Raw genomic sequence first — 14,194 nt, 5'->3', positions numbered from 1 at the left:
TACCTTCTCAACGTGGGCCTGGGACCGGACCACGTTGTCCGGTTCGATCCCCGCCACCCTAGCGGCAGGAGGGGGCGGGATCGCACCGTGCGTCCGCCTGCTGGACGACCCCGCTCACCTGTGCGGACAGGCCGTCAGACGGGCCGGTTGAGACGACCTTGAATCCAGGTGTCAGGCGGGCTGCTGGGCTGCTGCGATGCGCTCATTGCGCAGGGCCTCGTACCAGCGGTCGTCGGTCGGGGGCAGCGCGTTCACGTCAAGGGCGAGCTTCAGCAGCAGGTCGGCGATCAGCGGGTTCCGGGCCAGCACCGGCCCGTGCATGTACGTACCGAAGACCGTGTCGTTGTACGCGCCCTCCGTACCGTCGCCCGTGCCGTTGCCGTTGCCGAGCTTGACCTGGGCGAGGGGGCGGGCCGTCGGGCCCAGGTGCGTGACGCCCTGGTGGTTCTCGAAGCCGGTCAGCGGGGGCAGACCGAGGCGCGGGTCGATGTCGGCGAGCACATCGCCCACGCAACGATCGCCCTCGCCGCGCACGGACACCACGTCCAGCAGCCCGAGGCCGGGCTCGCGCTGGCCGAGGTCGTTGATGAACTCGTGGCCGAGGATCTGGTAGCCGGCGCAGACCGAGAAGACGATCGCGCCGTTCTCCACGGCCCGGTGCAGTCCGCCGTCCCGGCGCAGCCGCTCGGCCGCAAGCCGCTGCGGACGGTCCTCGCCGCCGCCGATCAGATAGATGTCGCCGGAGGTCGGGATGGCCTGGTCGCTGCGCACGTCGAGGCGCGCCACGTCGAGGCCGCGCTGGCGGGCGCGGCGCTCCACGACGAGGACGTTGCCCTGGTCGCCGTACGTGCTGAGCAGGTCGGGATAGATCCAGACGACCCGCAGCTGGTTGTCGCTCACAAAAGTCCCCTGAGTGTCAGTTGCCGACTCGGCGGCGCAGGTCCTGGAACGCGGTGTAGTTGGCGATGACCTCGATCCGCCCGGGCGGGCTCATCTGCACCGCCTGGTCGAGGTCCTCGCAGACCTGGAAGTGCTGGTTCGCGACCTCCAGACGCACCGCGAGGTCCAGCTTCCGGTCGCCGATCACGCAGATCGGGTGGCCGGTCAGGCGCGTGTAGTCGACGTCCCACAGCCAGGAGGTGTCGGTGCCGTCGGCGCCGCGCGCGTTCACGGAGAGGATCACCGGGGTGGGCGGAGGATCGATCAGGCTGAACGTTTCGAGCCAGCCCGCCGGGTTCTTCGCAAGCAGCAGCCGGAGGTCGCGCTGCTGGAACTGGACCACGTCGTAGCGTCCGGCGACGGCCTGCACCTGGTACATGCGTTCCAGGGCTACCTGCGGCGGCACACCGAAGACGGCGGCCACCGCGGCGGAGCTGGCGGCGTTCGCCTTGTTGGCGCGGCCGGGCAGCTGGAGGTGGATCGGCCAGGCGGACCCGTGCGGGTCGAGCACGTGGTCACCGGAGAGCGCCCAGCTCGGCGTGGGACGGCGGAAGCCGCACTCACCGCAGAACCAGTCGTCACCGGGCCGCTGCATCACGCCACCGCAGGACGGGCAGGACCAGGCGTCGTCCTTCCACATCTGCCCGGCGGCGACCCAGATCACATTGGGGGAGGAGGAGGCGGCCCACACGACCAGCGGGTCATCGGCGTTGGCGACGATGACGGCCTTCGACCCGGCGAGCCCCTCACGCCAGTTCTCGGCGAGCATGCGGGTCTCGGCGGCGCGGTCGAGCTGGTCGCGGGAGAGGTTCAGCAGCGCGATGCACTTGGGGTCGGTGTCCCGGGCGACGCCGGCGAGGTATTTCTCGTCGACCTCGATGACGCCGAACCGGGCGTCCGAGCTGCCCGCGAGGGCCGAGGTGATGCCGGCGGGCATGTTGGCGCCGAGCGCGTTGGAGACGACCGGGCCCGCGGCGCGCAGCGCCTCGGCGATCAGCCTGGTGGTCGTGGTCTTGCCGTTGGTCGCCGAGACCAGGGTCACGTCCAGGTTCTGGGCGAGCCGGGCGAGGAGGTCGGGGTCGAGCTTGAGCGCCACCCGGCCACCGATCACCGAACCGCTCCCGCGCCCCGCGGCGCGCGATGCCGCCGCGACCGCCTTACCCGCGGTCACGGCCAGCTTGGCCCGCGGCGTGAGCGGGTCCGAGTTGCCTGCCATGAGTTCTCGATCCTCCTTGCGTACGCGCCGCGCCTCTGCCTGACGGCAACGTGGTGTGGACCTCAGCCTATCGAGATCCATTCACAGTCCAGAACCGCCGTACCCTGACGGCCATGCGAAACAGCTCCATTCCGGGCGCCCGAGGGCGCGTCCGGCCCCTCACCCTGCTCGGGGACCCGGTACTGCACAGCCCGTGCGAGGAGGTCACCGACTTCGGCCCCGGACTCGCAGCTCTCGTGCAGGACTTGTTCGCGACGATGTACGCGGCGCAGGGGGTCGGTCTGGCAGCCAACCAGATCGGTGAATCCCTGCGCGTATTCGTCTACGACTGCCCCGACGACGAGGATGTTCGTCACGTCGGCCACGTCGTGAACCCACGGCTCGTCGAGACGGACGGGGTGGTCGTACGGGGTCCTGAGGGCTGCCTGTCCCTGCCGGGGTTGGAGGCGGGGACGGAGCGCCACGACCATGCGGTGGTCGAGGGGTTCACGGCGACCGGGGAGCCGATCACCGTGCATGGCACGGGTTTCTTCGCGAGGTGCTTGCAGCACGAGTGCGACCACTTGGAGGGCAGGGTCTATGCGGACCACTTGACCGGCTGGCGCCACCGCCGCCTGATGCGCCAGGTAACGCGAGCATCCTGGCGCCGGACGAGTGCACGAACTTAGGGGCGCGGGGAACTGCGCGACCAGCCCCCACTCACCCGCAGACGCAATACGACCGTCAGAACCCCGGACCCCCTATTTTGTCGCCGGCCGCAGCCAGGCGACCCCACAACAGATCGGCAAGACTCCGCACCAACTCGGCCCGCGAGCAGGGCCGTTCCCCCAGCCACCAGTCCCCGGCGGCATGCATCATGCCGACTATCCCGTGCCCCCACACCCGAGCCAGCTGCTGACCTCCCGGACCGAGGTCCAGCCGGTCCTCGATGACCTGCGCCAGCTCCTCGCCCATACGCCGAAGCAGCGGAATCGCATGCTTGCCGACGTCGAAACCCTGCTCCCCGGCCGGGCTGCCCTCCGCAGGATGCATGAGGAACCGGTACACCTGCGGACGTGCCTCGATCGCCGCGAGGTAGGTGTCGAGGGTGGCCTCGACCCGTTCCCGCCGGTCCGCCGGGGCGTCGAGCGCCGCCCGGAGCGAGTTCAGCAGGGCATCGGTGTGCCGCTTGGCCAGCGCGGCGTACAGTCCGCTCTTGTCTCCGAAGTGCCGGTACAGGATCGGCTTCGTGATGCCGGCCTCCGCGGCGATGGCGTTCATCGAGGCCTGCGGCCCGTCGCGCAGCACCACTCTGTCGGCGGCCTCCAACAGCTCGCGCCGACGTCGGTCGGCGGACCGCTGCTGCTCGGTCCGCTGTGTGGTGTCCATGAGCTCTCCCCACCCGTGCTTATTCGGTGACGCCTGCGCAAACTAACACTCAACATGCCCTCTGCATCGAACGGGCTGCCGACCCGTCATCAGGAGTTGACTTTTCCTACCCACGGGTAACACACTGGAGTTACCGCTAGTAACATGCAAGTGCGCCGCCGCTGGAGGGGTCATGGCCGAGTTCACCATGGAGCTCAACGACGAACAGAAGGAGGTCCGGGACTGGCTGCACGGCTTCGCCGCCGACGTGATCCGCCCCGCGGCCGCCGAATGGGACGAGCGTGAGGAGACTCCCTGGCCGGTCATCCAGGAGGCCGCGAAGGTAGGCATCTACTCCCTCGACTTCTACGCCCAGCAGTACTTCGACCCCACCGGCCTCGGCATCCCGATGGCCATGGAGGAGCTGTTCTGGGGCGACGCGGGCATCGCCCTGTCGATCGTAGGCACCGGTCTGGCCGCCGTGGGCGTTCTCGCCAACGGAACCGAGGAACAGATCGGCACCTGGATCCCGCAGATGTACGGCGACGCCAACGATGTCAAGGTCGCCGCGTTCTGCTCCTCCGAGCCCGACGCCGGCTCCGACGTGGCCTCCATGCGCACGCGTGCCGTCTACGACGAGGCCAAGGACGAGTGGGTGCTCAACGGCACGAAGACCTGGGCGACCAACGGCGGCATCGCCAACGTCCACGTCGTCGTCGCGGTCGTCGACCCGGAGCTCGGCTCCAAGGGCCACGCCTCCTTCATCGTGCCGCCGAACACGCCGGGCCTGTCCCAGGGCCAGAAGTTCAAGAAGCACGGCATCCGCGCCTCGCACACCGCCGAGGTCGTCCTGGAGAACGTCCGCGTCCCCGGCTCCTGCCTCCTCGGCGGCAAGGAGAAGCTCGACGAGCGCCTTGCCCGTGCCCGGGAGCGGGCCAAGGCCGGCAACGGCGAGCGCGTGAAGAACGCCGCGATGGCCACGTTCGAAGCTTCGCGTCCGGCGGTCGGTGCGATGGCGGTCGGTACCGCCCGGGCCGCGTACGAGGTGGCTCTCGACTACGCGATGACGCGGGAGCAGTTCGGGCGGCCGATCATCGACAACCAGGGTATTGCTTTCCAGCTCGCGGACATGCGTACGTCGATCGACGCGGCGCGGCTGCTGGTGTGGCGGGCCTCGTGGATGGCCGTCAACGGCAAGCAGTTCACGGCCGCCGAGGGGTCCATGTCGAAGCTGTTCGCGAGTGAGACGGCGAAGAAGGTCACCGCGCAGGCGGTGCAGATTCTTGGTGGCAATGGCTATACCCGGGAGTACCCGGTGGAGCGGATGCATCGGGATGCTGCGATTTACACGATCTTTGAGGGGACGAGCGAGATTCAGCGGCTGGTGATTGCCAGGACGCTGTCGGGGATGTCCATTCGGTAGTTCGCGGGGTGCGGGTGTGTGGGGGCTGGTCGCGCCCACGCGGCGGAGCCGCATATCGATACAGCCCCGCGCCCCTTTGGGGCGCTTCCCTCACCGGTGTTTCAAAGGTGTCAGTTGCTCGATGTCGTAGCGGCGCCGCAGGGTCTCGATGGCCTGGTGGTCCGGCGGGCCCCCGCCGCCCAGGATCTCCAGCAGCTCCTCGAAGTAGCGCTCGTGGTCCGGGGGCGGGGACGCCTGGAAGAACATCTTCGCGGGGGTGTCCGTCGGGTTGGCGAATGCGTGCGGGCAGCCGGGCGGGACGACGATGACTGTGCCGGGGGTTGCCCGTACCACTCGGGTGCCCGAACTCGACTCCCAGCGCTGCCAGTTGTCCGGGGTCCGTACCCGCGGCTCGAAGGCGAGGACATCCAGTTCGCCTTCGAGCACGTAGAACAACTCCTCGCTGCGCGTGTGCACATGGGCGCCGACGTCGAAGCCCGGCGGTACCTCCACCTCGAAGGTGGATGCCGTGCGCGAGTGCGTGCCGGTGACCTTGAACGTCACGCGCTGGGCCGGGGTCTCGACGACCCGGCCGTGGCCCGGCGGTACCAGCAGGCCCTCCGTCGCCGTCACCGGCTGCTCACCATGTGACCGGCAGGGCTTCGGGACCGCGGATCAACGCCCCCTTCTTGAAAGGCACTTGGCCCGGCGGTACGGCGAGCTTCAGGCCCGGAATCCGGTCGAGCAGCGCGTCGACGAGCAGTTGCGACTCCAGCCGGGCCAGCATGCCGCCCGGGCAGTAGTGCGGGCCGAAGCCGAACGACACATGGGGGTTCGGGGCGCGGGTGAAGTCGATCGTCTCCGGGTCAGGGAAGACGTCCGGGTCGCGGTTGGCGGCCAGGTAGGAGACGTAGATCGGGTCGCCCGCGCGGATGCGTACGCCTCTGATCTCCACGTCCTCGGTCGCGATGCGCGAGAGACCGACCGCGTTGCGGTGCGGGATGTAGCGCAGCAGTTCGTCGATGGCCTGGGGGCGGATCTCCGGCTCGGCGCGCAGCCGATCGGCCAGATCCGGGCGGGTCAGCAGGAGGTAGAACATCTGGCCGCTGTTGTTGGTGACCGCCTCGCCGCCGATCTGGAGGAGTACGGCGAGGCCGACGGCCTCCTCCAGGGTGATCTCGTCGCGGCCGACGGCGGCACCGAGCAGGGACGTCACGTCCTCGCCGGTGCTGCCCTCCCGCAGGCCGATGAGATCGGCGAAGTAGGCGCCCATCTCGTTCTTGGCCTTCTCGCTGACCTTCGCGCCGTGCGAGGAGGACAGGATCAGCTGGGTCCAGGTGTGCATGCCGTGCCGGTCGGCGGCCGGGACGCCCATCAGCTCGCAGATCACCGCGATGGGGAAGGGGCTGAGGATGGTTGCGGTGAGGTCCGCAGGCGGCCCGTCCTGCAGCAGCTCGTCGACCAGTTCGTCCAGCAGGCGCCGGGACCGCGCGCGCACCCGCTCCACGCCCTTCGCCGTGAACGCGGCGGCCACCGAGCGGCGCAGCCGGGTGTGGTCCGGCGGATCGAGGAAACCGACCGCGCCGCGCTGCGGGATGAAGTGCGGGGCGAGCCGGGTGACCGGCTGGTCCATGACCGCCTCGCGGCTGAAGCGGGGGTCGTTGGTCACCATGCGTACGTCGTCGTAGCGCGTGACCAGCCAGGCCCAGCCGTCGCCGTTGGGCAGCTGGATGCGGGTGACGGGGCCCTCGCGCATCAGCTCGGTCAGCACCGGGTCGAAGTCGACGCCGGTCAGGTCGAGGGCCGGCCAGTGCCGGATCGGGGGGAGGGTCTCGGTGAGGGTTTCTTCAGTCATGCCGTACTCATGCCGTCCTGTCGTCGGGGCTGTGCCAGTGGCCCAGGGCCATCTCCGCGGTGATGCCGGGGCCGAACCCGGCGAGCAGCCCGCGCGCCCGGTGCTTGGCGCCGCCCTCGTCGAACATCCGGCGCAGCGCGTCGAGCACGACGGCGCTGGCGATGTTGCCGTACTCGGTGAGCGTGGCCCGGCTGAACCGGAACGCGTGCGGGTCGACCTGCAGGAACTTGCTCAGGTCGTCGAGAATGCGCGGGCCGCCGGCGTGGATGATGTAGAAGTCCAGGTCGGAGGCGTCCCAGCCGTGCTGTCCCGCCAGGTCCTGCAGCGCCGGGGCCAGCGGCTCCATGGTCCCCGGCACCCGCTTGTCCAGCAGGAAGTGGAAGCCGGTGGCGCGGACGTCGTACATGATCCACTCCTCGGTCTTGGGGATCAGATACGAGCCGTTGCGGACCAGCTCGATGCCCTCGCCGCCCCGTCCGCGTACCACCGCGGCGGCGATCCCGTCGCCGAACAGGCCGTTGGAGAGCAGGGACCCGACGCCCAGGTCGGTGGGCTGGTAGCACAGCGAACAGAACTCGCAGGCCACGATCAGCACATTGGCGTCGGGGTAGGCGGAGCAGAAGTCGTGCGCCCGGTTGATCGCGGCTCCGCCTGCCGCACAACCGAGCTGGGCTATGGGTATCTGGCGGGTGTTGCTCTCGAAGCCCATCTCGTTGATCAGCCAGGCCGTGAGCGAGGGCATCATGAAGCCCGTGCACGACACGTAGATGATCACGTCGATGTCCTTGGTGAGGAGCTCGGCGTCGTCGAGCGCCCGCTGTATGACGGCGGGGACCCGGGCCTTCGCCTCGGCCTGGTAGACCTTGTTGCGCTCCTCGAATCCGGGGTGCTTCAGCGTCTCTTCGATGGGCTGCACGATGTGCCGGGTGCGTACGCCGGTGTTCTCGATCAGCCGGAGGGCCAGCGGCAGTTGCGGATGGTCGGCGTGGCGGGAGCGCGCCAGCTCCAGCGTGTCCTCCATCGTGATCACATGCTCTGGGACGGACACCGAGGGTCTGCACAAAGTCGCCATGAACCGTCCTGCTTTCGCCGTCCGGAAGGCTTTCGGCCCCCCGGGTCAGAAAGGGTTCACCTCTGTGGGTGGTTCACCCACGATCACCCGACAAGGCGACGATCTCGCGCCGGACTACTCCGAATTGGGGACCCCGTGCCAAGGTCGAAGCAGGAGCCCCACATCCGACCCCATGGAGGACGCGATGACGCGTACGGCCACGGAACTGCTGGAGACGACCACTGCGAAGCTCGCCCCGGACCCGCAGGCCAACCCCCTCGTCCCGCTCATCGCCCGGGGCGAGGCCTCCCGCGACACACTCGCCACGCTGGCTCTGGAACAGCACTGGGTGATCCCGGCGGACCGCCGCGCGTTCCTCCATCTGGCGGGGCGCGGGACGGAGGAACCGGAGGCCGCCGCGTTCTTCGAGATGCTCGCCGACGGCGAGGCCCTGGCCGGCGAGCGGCTGCAGCCGTTCGCGGCAGCCTGCGGCATCGACGAGGCAAGGACGAGCGCGTACGAGCCGCTGCCGGGCTGCCAGGCCTACCCGTCCTACGTCGCCTGGCTCGCCCTCAACGCCTCCCCGACCGACGCAGTCCTGGCGATCACCGCCAACTTCTCGGCGTGGGGCGGCTATTGCGCAAAGATCGCCCAGGCTCTACGCGTCCACTACGGCTTCCAGGACGAGTCCTGCGCGTTCTTCGACTTCTTCGCCCAGCCCGCGCCCGAGCTGGACGAGAGGGCGACGGCAGCCGTTCAGGCGGGCCTGGACGCGGGCTTCCTGGACGAGGAACAAGCACAGGGTTATGGCCGCCTGCTCCAAAGCTACGAGGCCCTTTTCTGGTCCACGTTGCTGCAGCTGGCCTAAAGGGGCGCGGGGCTGTATCAATTTGCTGCTCCGCCGCGTGGGCGCGAGCAACCACGTACAACCCGCACACGGCATCAATCAGCAACCCCTACGGCGCACTCCCGCTGCTATGTGCAATGCACGCCACATCAATACGATCGGCGAGCTTCGCAAGCTCAATCGTCAACGCCGCAACCGTGTCCTCATCGAGCCCAACCTCCCCGGCCTCGACAAGGTGCAACCACCTCCCACCGACGGTCCGCAACAACTTGCTCACATCAGCGGCAGCTACTTGCAAGGTCCCGCGGTCATCGACGATCAGAGGCAGAGTCACTTCGCGGTTCACAACCGGGATGTTAGCCGCGCAGCCCTCACGCACCGTGCCAAACCGTCGTGATGTTGCAGAACTCCCGGATTCCGTGCCCGGACAGCTCACGCCCGTACCCGGACCGTTTGACCCCGCCGAACGGGAACGCCGGGTGGGAGGCCGTCATCCCGTTGACGTACACGGCGCCCGCCTCCAGGTCCCGAACAAAGCGGTCCACCTCAGCCTCGTCCCGCGTCCAGACGTTGGAACTCAGGCCGAACGGCGAGTCGTTGGCGATCAGGACGGCCTCGTCGAGACCGGACGCGCGATACAGCGTGGCGACGGGGCCGAAAGCCTCCTCGCGGTGGATCCTCATCTCCCGGGTGATCCCGGCGAGCACGGTCGGCGGGTAGTACCAGCCGGGCAGCTCGGGACGGCGCAGCCGGTGGCCGCCGCACAGCACCTCCGCCCCGCTCCGCCTCGCGTCGTCGACCAGTTCCTCCAGGTCGTCCCGCCCCTGCTCGCTCGCCAGCGGCCCGACGTCCGTGTCCTCCTCCATCGGGTCGCCGACCTTGAGCGCCTTCATGCCCTCGACGAACCGTTCGGCGAAGGCGTCGTACACGTCCGTGTGCACGATGAACCGCTTGGCGGCGATGCACGACTGCCCGTTGTTCTGCACGCGCGCGATCACCGCGATCTGCGCGGCCCGGTCGAGGTCGGCGGACGGCATGACGACGTACGGGTCGCTGCCGCCCAGCTCCAGCACCGTCTTCTTGACCATGTCCCCGGAGGTGGACGCGACCGCCCGCCCGGCGGGTTCGCTGCCGGTCAGGGTGGCCGCCTTGACGCGTTCGTCGCGCAGGATGTCGTCGACGGCGCCGGAGCCGATGAGCAGGGTCTGGAAGCAGCCCTCCGGGTAGCCCGCCTGGTGGAAGAGGTCCTCCAGGAAGAGGGCGGTCTGCGGGACGTTCGAGGCGTGCTTGAGCAGGCCCACATTGCCCGCCATCAGCGCGGGCGCCGCGAACCGGATCACCTGCCACAGCGGGAAGTTCCACGGCATCACGGCGAGGACGGGGCCCAGCGGCCGATAGCGGACCAGGACGCGGGAGGCGCCGGAGTCCTTCACGTCGAACTCCGCGGGCTCCTCGTCGGCCAGCAGCTCCTCGGCGTGGTCGGCGTACCAGCGCATCGCCTTGGCGCACTTGGCGGCCTCCGCACGCGCCTGCTTGATCGGCTTGCCCATCTCGGTGGTCATGACGCGGCCGATGTCCTGCTGGATCTCGTCGAGGAGACCGGCGGCCTTGTTCATGAGGCGGGCGCGTTCGGCGAAGGGCGTCGTCCGGTACGTGCGGAACGTCGCCTCCGCGAGCTGGAGCCGGCGCTCGAGCTCCTCCTCGCCCATGGCCTCGTACGTCTTGAGCGTCTCGCCGTTCGCCGGGTTCACCGTCGCGATGGGCATGGCTGACCTCCTGGGGGCGGGCTTGATTCGACCTTCCCGCGCGCCGCCGGTGACCGCAACGCGTAGGCGGCTGTGCGGTTACTCCGATTCCTCCGAGTGCTCCGCCAGCCGGTCGAGAAACGCGGCCTGCGCCTTGACGATCACCTCGCGGGCGCGGTCGAGCCCGAACCACTCCACCCGGTCCAGCTCGGGGAACTCCTGCGTCCGACCGGACCTCGGCGGCCACTCCATCCGGAACGTGCCGGGGGCGATCGACGCCGGGTCGAGATCGGCCGCGATCGCCCAGACGGTGACGGTCTTGCCGCCCGCCTGCCGGACCTCGCCCAGTGGTACGGCCTCGCCGTCGGGCGGCTCCAGCCCGAGCTCCTCCTGGAACTCGCGCCGGGCGGCGTCCCAGGCGGGCTCCTCCTCGGGCTCGTACTCACCCTTCGGGACGGTCCACGCACCGGCGTCGCGCTTGGCGAAGAAGGGGCCGCCCATGTGGCCGAGCAATACCTCCAGGCCATTACCGGTGTGCCGGAACAACAGCAGGCCGGCACTGCGCTTGCCGCTCATGGCTTCACCTCCGGGTGCGCGGCGAGCAGTGTCTCGACCGTGTCTGCCTCTTCGGGGCGCTTGTCCTCGCGGTAGCGGACCACGCGGGCGAAGCGGAGGGTGACGCCGGCCGGGTAGCGGGTGGACTTCTGCAGGCCGTCGTAGGCGATCTCGACGACGAGTTCGGGGCGTACGGTCACCACGTAGCCGTTGGTGTCCGTGGCCAGCTCCTGCAGGCGCTCGGTCTGCCAGGTGAGCATCGCGTCGGTCATGCCCTTGAAGGTCTTGCCGAGCATGGCGAAGGAGCCGTCGGCGTTGCGGGCTCCGAGATGGAGGTTGGAGAGCTTGCCGGTGCGCCGGCCGTGGCCCCACTCGGCGGCGAGCACCACCAGGTCGAGCGTGTGGACGGGCTTGACCTTCAGCCAGGACGCGCCGCGCCGGCCCGCGCTGTACGCGGCGTCGAGGCCCTTGACGACGACGCCCTCGTGGCCGCGCTCCAGGGTGGCGGCGAGGAAGCGCTCCGCCTCGGACACGTCCTGCGGACCGGACACCAGGGCCCGCCGGACCCGCATCGGCTCGGGGACCAGCCGGGCCAGTTCCGCGTGCCGCTCGGCGAAGGGCAGGTCGAGCAGGTCGCGGTCGTCGACGGACAGCGCGTCGAAGAAGACGGGCGAGACGGGGACCGTCTCGGCGGCCGCCGCCACGTCCACCCGCGAGCCGACGCGCCCGGCCGTCTCCTGGAAGGACCGGGGCCGCCCGTCCTGGCCGAAGGAGATCACCTCGCCGTCCAGGATGAACCGGCGGCTCTTCAACTCCATTGCGGCAGCGGTGAGTTCGGGCAGTCGGTCGGTGATGTCGTCGAGGGTGCGGGTGTAGATCCGTACGCTGTCGCCGTCCCGGTGGACCTGCACCCGGATGCCGTCCAGCTTCTCCTCGACCGCGCACGCGCCGAGCTTGTCGACCGCCTCGGAGACGGAGGAGGCGCTGTGCGCCAGCATCGGCAGGACCGGACGGCCGACGGTGAGACGGAAGTGGTCCAGGGACGCCGGGCCGTCGGCGAGCAGCGCCTGCGCCACCGTCTGCAGGGAGCCCGCGAGCATCACCGCCCGGCGTACGTCCGCGGGCGGAGCCTCGGTGGCCTGCGCGAGGCCCTCGACGGCGACGGCGTCCAGGGCACCCTGCCGCACCTCACCGGTGAGCAGCCCGAGCAGGAACCGCTGCTCCTCATCGGTTGCCGCACTCATCAACTCCCCGACCAGCCGGGCCCGTTCGGCCTGCGAGCCGGCGCCCGAGACCTTGCCCAGCTCACTGAGGAGGGCGTCCACCTCGCGCACGCTGAGCGTGGATTCGGCGGCCGGGGCGACCGGGCGGCTCAGCACCTTCCAGCCGACGCCGAGCCGCCCCTGCGGCAGCCGTCCCGCCAGATACGGGATCACGATCGGCACGTCGTCCGCCTCGGCGTCCCGGAACAGCTCGGCGAGCAGGGCGATCTTCCGGGACCTCGCCGAGGTGGCGGCGACCTCCTGGGACACTTGGGCCAGCCGGGTCAGCAGCATGCAGCCATCCTGCAACGGAGGCGGGCGCTCTACACCCGGACGGCGGCGGTTCTATGCCGGTACGGCCGCGTCGAGGTCGGTCATCAGCAGCTCGCCGTTGATGAAGGCCCCTGCCCGGTAGCCGCCGGCTGCCGCGTTCACGACCTGCTCGGCGAAGCCCATCGCGTTGCCGACCGCCCAGACGCCCGGCACGGAGGTGAGCCCGGTCGGGTCGACCACCGGGTACGCGCCGAAGGGGGACTCCTGGAGTTCGGCTCCCAACCGCTCCAGCAGGCCGGTCTGCGGAACCGCCCGGGGCGCGGTGAAGACGACCTCGCGGGCGTGCGTCGTACCGTCCACGAGGCGTACGCCCGTGAGCCGGTCCTCCTCCACCACCAGCTCCGCGACCTCGCCCGGCACCACCTTCACCCCGGCCGCCGCGAGCCTGCGCAGATCGTCGTCCGACAGCTCCTCCTCGGCCACGGTGTGCAGGAAGAGCGTCACGTCCTTCGACCACTGGGACACCATCAGCGCCTGGTGCACGCTCAGCGGGGTCGTGGCCAGCACGCCGAAGGCCTGGTCGCGGACCTCCCAGCCGTGGCAGTACGGGCAGTGCAGCACGTCCCGGCCGAAGCGCTCGGCGACGCCGGGGACCTCGGGCAGTTCGTCCTTGAGGCCGGTGGCGATGACCAGACGACGGGCCCGGAGGGTACGGCCGCTTTCCAGCACCACCGTGAAGTCCTCATCGCGCGTCACGTCCACCGCCCGGTCCCGGACCAGCTCCACGCCGTACCGCGCGATCTCCTCACGGCCGATCGCCAGGAACTCGGCGGGTGGCATGCCGTCCCGGGACAGATAGCCCTGCATATGGGCGGCGGGCGCGTTGCGCGGCTCGCCCGCGTCGACGACGAGCGTGCGGCGCCGGGCCCGGCCCAGGACCAGTGCGGCGGAGAGCCCCGCCGCGCCCCCTCCGACGACGATCACTTCGTACTGCTCGCTGTGCTTCTCGGTCATGGGTGACCACCTCCACGCCCGACGGTCGCGCCACCCCTGCCGCATTGACAAACCCGTTTGCCGAAACTGCAATGTCCTACATGGATGGCGACGACACGGACGAGGTCCTGGCGGAGGTCGGCCCCCGGCTGCGCCGCATCCGCAAGGAGCGGGGTGCCACGCTCGCCGGGCTGTCGGCGGCGACCGGCATCTCGGTCAGCACGCTGTCCCGGCTGGAGTCCGGACTGCGCAGACCCAGCCTGGAGCTGCTGCTGCCGATCGCGCGGGCGCACCAGGTGCCGCTGGACGAGCTCGTCGGCGCGCCTGCGGCGGGGGACCCGCGCGTACGCGGCAAGCCCTTGGTCCGACACGGCCGCACCTTCTGGCCGCTCACCCGGCAGCCCGGCGGCCTCCAGGCCTTCAAGGTGCTGGTACCGCAGGGCACCGAGGAGCCCGAACCGCGCACCCATGAGGGCTACGAGTGGTTGTACGTGCTGTCCGGGCGGCTGCGGGTGGTGCTGGGCGAGCACGACGTCGTGATGGCGGCGGGCGAGGCGGCCGAGTTCGACACGCGGGTGCCGCACTGGTTCGGGTCGACGGGGGAGGGACCGGTGGAGTTCCTGAGCCTGTTCGGGCCGCAGGGGGAGCGGATGCATGTGCGGGCGCGGCCGAAGCGGTCCTGACGGGCGGGACCGGCCTGTGTGACTGC

At 70.0% G+C, this 14,194-nt stretch carries 14 protein-coding genes and 1 pseudogene; 4 read left to right on the top strand and 11 right to left on the bottom strand.

Going from position 1 to position 14,194, the window contains the following annotated elements; all coding sequences use genetic code 11:
- Window positions 1-171 precede the first annotated feature (171 nt).
- Both ACFY10_RS41005 and ACFY10_RS41000 read right to left on the bottom strand, forming a co-directional pair.
- Window positions 172-900, bottom strand: a complete 729-nt coding sequence (locus ACFY10_RS41005; protein ID WP_390670403.1) for a type 1 glutamine amidotransferase — start codon at window positions 898-900, stop codon at window positions 172-174.
- Window positions 901-916: 16 nt separating this feature from the next.
- Window positions 917-2,155, bottom strand: a complete 1,239-nt coding sequence (locus ACFY10_RS41000) for a MurT ligase domain-containing protein (protein ID WP_232652949.1) — start codon at window positions 2,153-2,155, stop codon at window positions 917-919.
- A 113-nt stretch (window positions 2,156-2,268) separates the two neighbouring features.
- Between ACFY10_RS41000 and def the strand changes: the two genes are divergently transcribed.
- The gene (gene def / locus ACFY10_RS40995; RefSeq protein WP_390670402.1) at window positions 2,269-2,823 is read left to right on the top strand and encodes a peptide deformylase; all 555 of its coding nucleotides are present in this window, start codon (window positions 2,269-2,271) and stop codon (window positions 2,821-2,823) included.
- Window positions 2,824-2,878: 55 nt separating this feature from the next.
- Here def and ACFY10_RS40990 read toward each other — a convergent pair whose 3' ends face one another.
- A complete protein-coding gene (locus ACFY10_RS40990; RefSeq protein ID WP_266952368.1) occupies window positions 2,879-3,523 on the bottom strand; it encodes a TetR family transcriptional regulator in 645 nt (214 codons plus the stop codon).
- A gap of 172 nt (window positions 3,524-3,695) precedes the next feature.
- On the opposite strand from ACFY10_RS40990, the gene ACFY10_RS40985 reads away from it, so the two are divergent.
- Window positions 3,696-4,925 carry an acyl-CoA dehydrogenase family protein gene (locus ACFY10_RS40985; RefSeq protein WP_390670401.1) on the top strand — a complete coding sequence of 410 codons (1,230 nt, stop codon included), beginning with the start codon at window positions 3,696-3,698 and terminating at the stop codon, window positions 4,923-4,925.
- Between the two features lie 90 nt (window positions 4,926-5,015).
- Here ACFY10_RS40985 and ACFY10_RS40980 read toward each other — a convergent pair whose 3' ends face one another.
- From ACFY10_RS40980 to ACFY10_RS40970, 3 genes and pseudogenes are all read right to left on the bottom strand, one after another.
- Window positions 5,016-5,537 carry a cupin domain-containing protein gene (locus ACFY10_RS40980; protein ID WP_390670399.1) on the bottom strand — a complete coding sequence of 174 codons (522 nt, stop codon included), beginning with the start codon at window positions 5,535-5,537 and terminating at the stop codon, window positions 5,016-5,018.
- Between the two features lie 7 nt (window positions 5,538-5,544).
- Window positions 5,545-6,759: a cytochrome P450 gene (locus tag ACFY10_RS40975; RefSeq protein WP_390670398.1), complete on the bottom strand. Its 1,215-nt coding sequence runs from the start codon at window positions 6,757-6,759 to the stop codon at window positions 5,545-5,547.
- Between the two features lie 7 nt (window positions 6,760-6,766).
- Window positions 6,767-7,843, bottom strand: a pseudogene (locus ACFY10_RS40970) (type III polyketide synthase); the annotation flags it as partial.
- 172 nt (window positions 7,844-8,015) lie between these two features.
- Between ACFY10_RS40970 and ACFY10_RS40965 the strand changes: the two are divergent.
- Complete coding sequence (locus ACFY10_RS40965) at window positions 8,016-8,678, top strand: transcriptional regulator (protein ID WP_390670397.1); 663 nt, start codon at window positions 8,016-8,018, stop codon at window positions 8,676-8,678.
- A gap of 88 nt (window positions 8,679-8,766) precedes the next feature.
- Here the strand turns inward: ACFY10_RS40965 and ACFY10_RS40960 are convergent, their stop codons facing one another.
- The 5 genes from ACFY10_RS40960 to ACFY10_RS40940 all read right to left on the bottom strand — a co-directional run bounded on the left by ACFY10_RS40960 (window position 8,767) and on the right by ACFY10_RS40940 (window position 13,506).
- On the bottom strand, window positions 8,767-9,003 hold the full coding sequence (locus tag ACFY10_RS40960) for a DUF6213 family protein (protein WP_390670396.1): 237 nt from the start codon (window positions 9,001-9,003) through the stop codon (window positions 8,767-8,769).
- Between the two features lie 25 nt (window positions 9,004-9,028).
- Complete coding sequence (locus tag ACFY10_RS40955; protein WP_390670395.1) at window positions 9,029-10,423, bottom strand: NADP-dependent succinic semialdehyde dehydrogenase; 1,395 nt, start codon at window positions 10,421-10,423, stop codon at window positions 9,029-9,031.
- Window positions 10,424-10,501: 78 nt separating this feature from the next.
- Complete coding sequence (locus ACFY10_RS40950; protein WP_390670394.1) at window positions 10,502-10,978, bottom strand: NUDIX domain-containing protein; 477 nt, start codon at window positions 10,976-10,978, stop codon at window positions 10,502-10,504.
- Window positions 10,975-12,513 (bottom strand): ATP-dependent DNA ligase, encoded by a 1,539-nt coding sequence (locus ACFY10_RS40945; RefSeq protein WP_390670393.1) that lies wholly within the window; start codon window positions 12,511-12,513, stop codon window positions 10,975-10,977. Before ACFY10_RS40945 ends, ACFY10_RS40950 begins: the two co-directional genes overlap by 4 nt.
- A 51-nt stretch (window positions 12,514-12,564) precedes the next feature.
- Entirely contained in the window at window positions 12,565-13,506 is a 942-nt protein-coding gene (locus ACFY10_RS40940; RefSeq protein ID WP_390670392.1) for an NAD(P)/FAD-dependent oxidoreductase, read from the bottom strand.
- Between the two features lie 71 nt (window positions 13,507-13,577).
- On the opposite strand from ACFY10_RS40940, the gene ACFY10_RS40935 reads away from it, so the two are divergent.
- Window positions 13,578-14,168: a helix-turn-helix domain-containing protein gene (locus ACFY10_RS40935; RefSeq protein ID WP_390670391.1), complete on the top strand. Its 591-nt coding sequence runs from the start codon at window positions 13,578-13,580 to the stop codon at window positions 14,166-14,168.
- The last annotated feature ends 26 nt before the right edge of the window (window positions 14,169-14,194 follow it).

The organism is Streptomyces sp. NPDC001401 (assembly GCF_042895385.1).
Lineage (GTDB): Bacteria > Actinomycetota > Actinomycetes > Streptomycetales > Streptomycetaceae > Streptomyces.
The sequence above is the reverse complement of the archived record's forward strand: the minus strand, read 5'-3'. Positions and strand labels throughout refer to the sequence as shown.

Coding starts and splice junctions, on each gene's coding strand:
- ACFY10_RS41000 (WP_232652949.1), bottom strand. CDS start 2,155: ATGGCAGGCAACTCGGACCCGCTCACGCCGCGGGCCAAGCTGGCCGTG.
- def (WP_390670402.1), top strand. CDS start 2,269: ATGCGAAACAGCTCCATTCCGGGCGCCCGAGGGCGCGTCCGGCCCCTC.
- ACFY10_RS40990 (WP_266952368.1), bottom strand. CDS start 3,523: ATGGACACCACACAGCGGACCGAGCAGCAGCGGTCCGCCGACCGACGT.
- ACFY10_RS40985 (WP_390670401.1), top strand. CDS start 3,696: ATGGCCGAGTTCACCATGGAGCTCAACGACGAACAGAAGGAGGTCCGG.
- ACFY10_RS40975 (WP_390670398.1), bottom strand. CDS start 6,759: ATGACTGAAGAAACCCTCACCGAGACCCTCCCCCCGATCCGGCACTGG.
- ACFY10_RS40965 (WP_390670397.1), top strand. CDS start 8,016: ATGACGCGTACGGCCACGGAACTGCTGGAGACGACCACTGCGAAGCTC.
- ACFY10_RS40955 (WP_390670395.1), bottom strand. CDS start 10,423: ATGCCCATCGCGACGGTGAACCCGGCGAACGGCGAGACGCTCAAGACG.
- ACFY10_RS40950 (WP_390670394.1), bottom strand. CDS start 10,978: ATGAGCGGCAAGCGCAGTGCCGGCCTGCTGTTGTTCCGGCACACCGGT.
- ACFY10_RS40945 (WP_390670393.1), bottom strand. CDS start 12,513: ATGCTGCTGACCCGGCTGGCCCAAGTGTCCCAGGAGGTCGCCGCCACC.
- ACFY10_RS40940 (WP_390670392.1), bottom strand. CDS start 13,506: ATGACCGAGAAGCACAGCGAGCAGTACGAAGTGATCGTCGTCGGAGGG.
- ACFY10_RS40935 (WP_390670391.1), top strand. CDS start 13,578: ATGTCCTACATGGATGGCGACGACACGGACGAGGTCCTGGCGGAGGTC.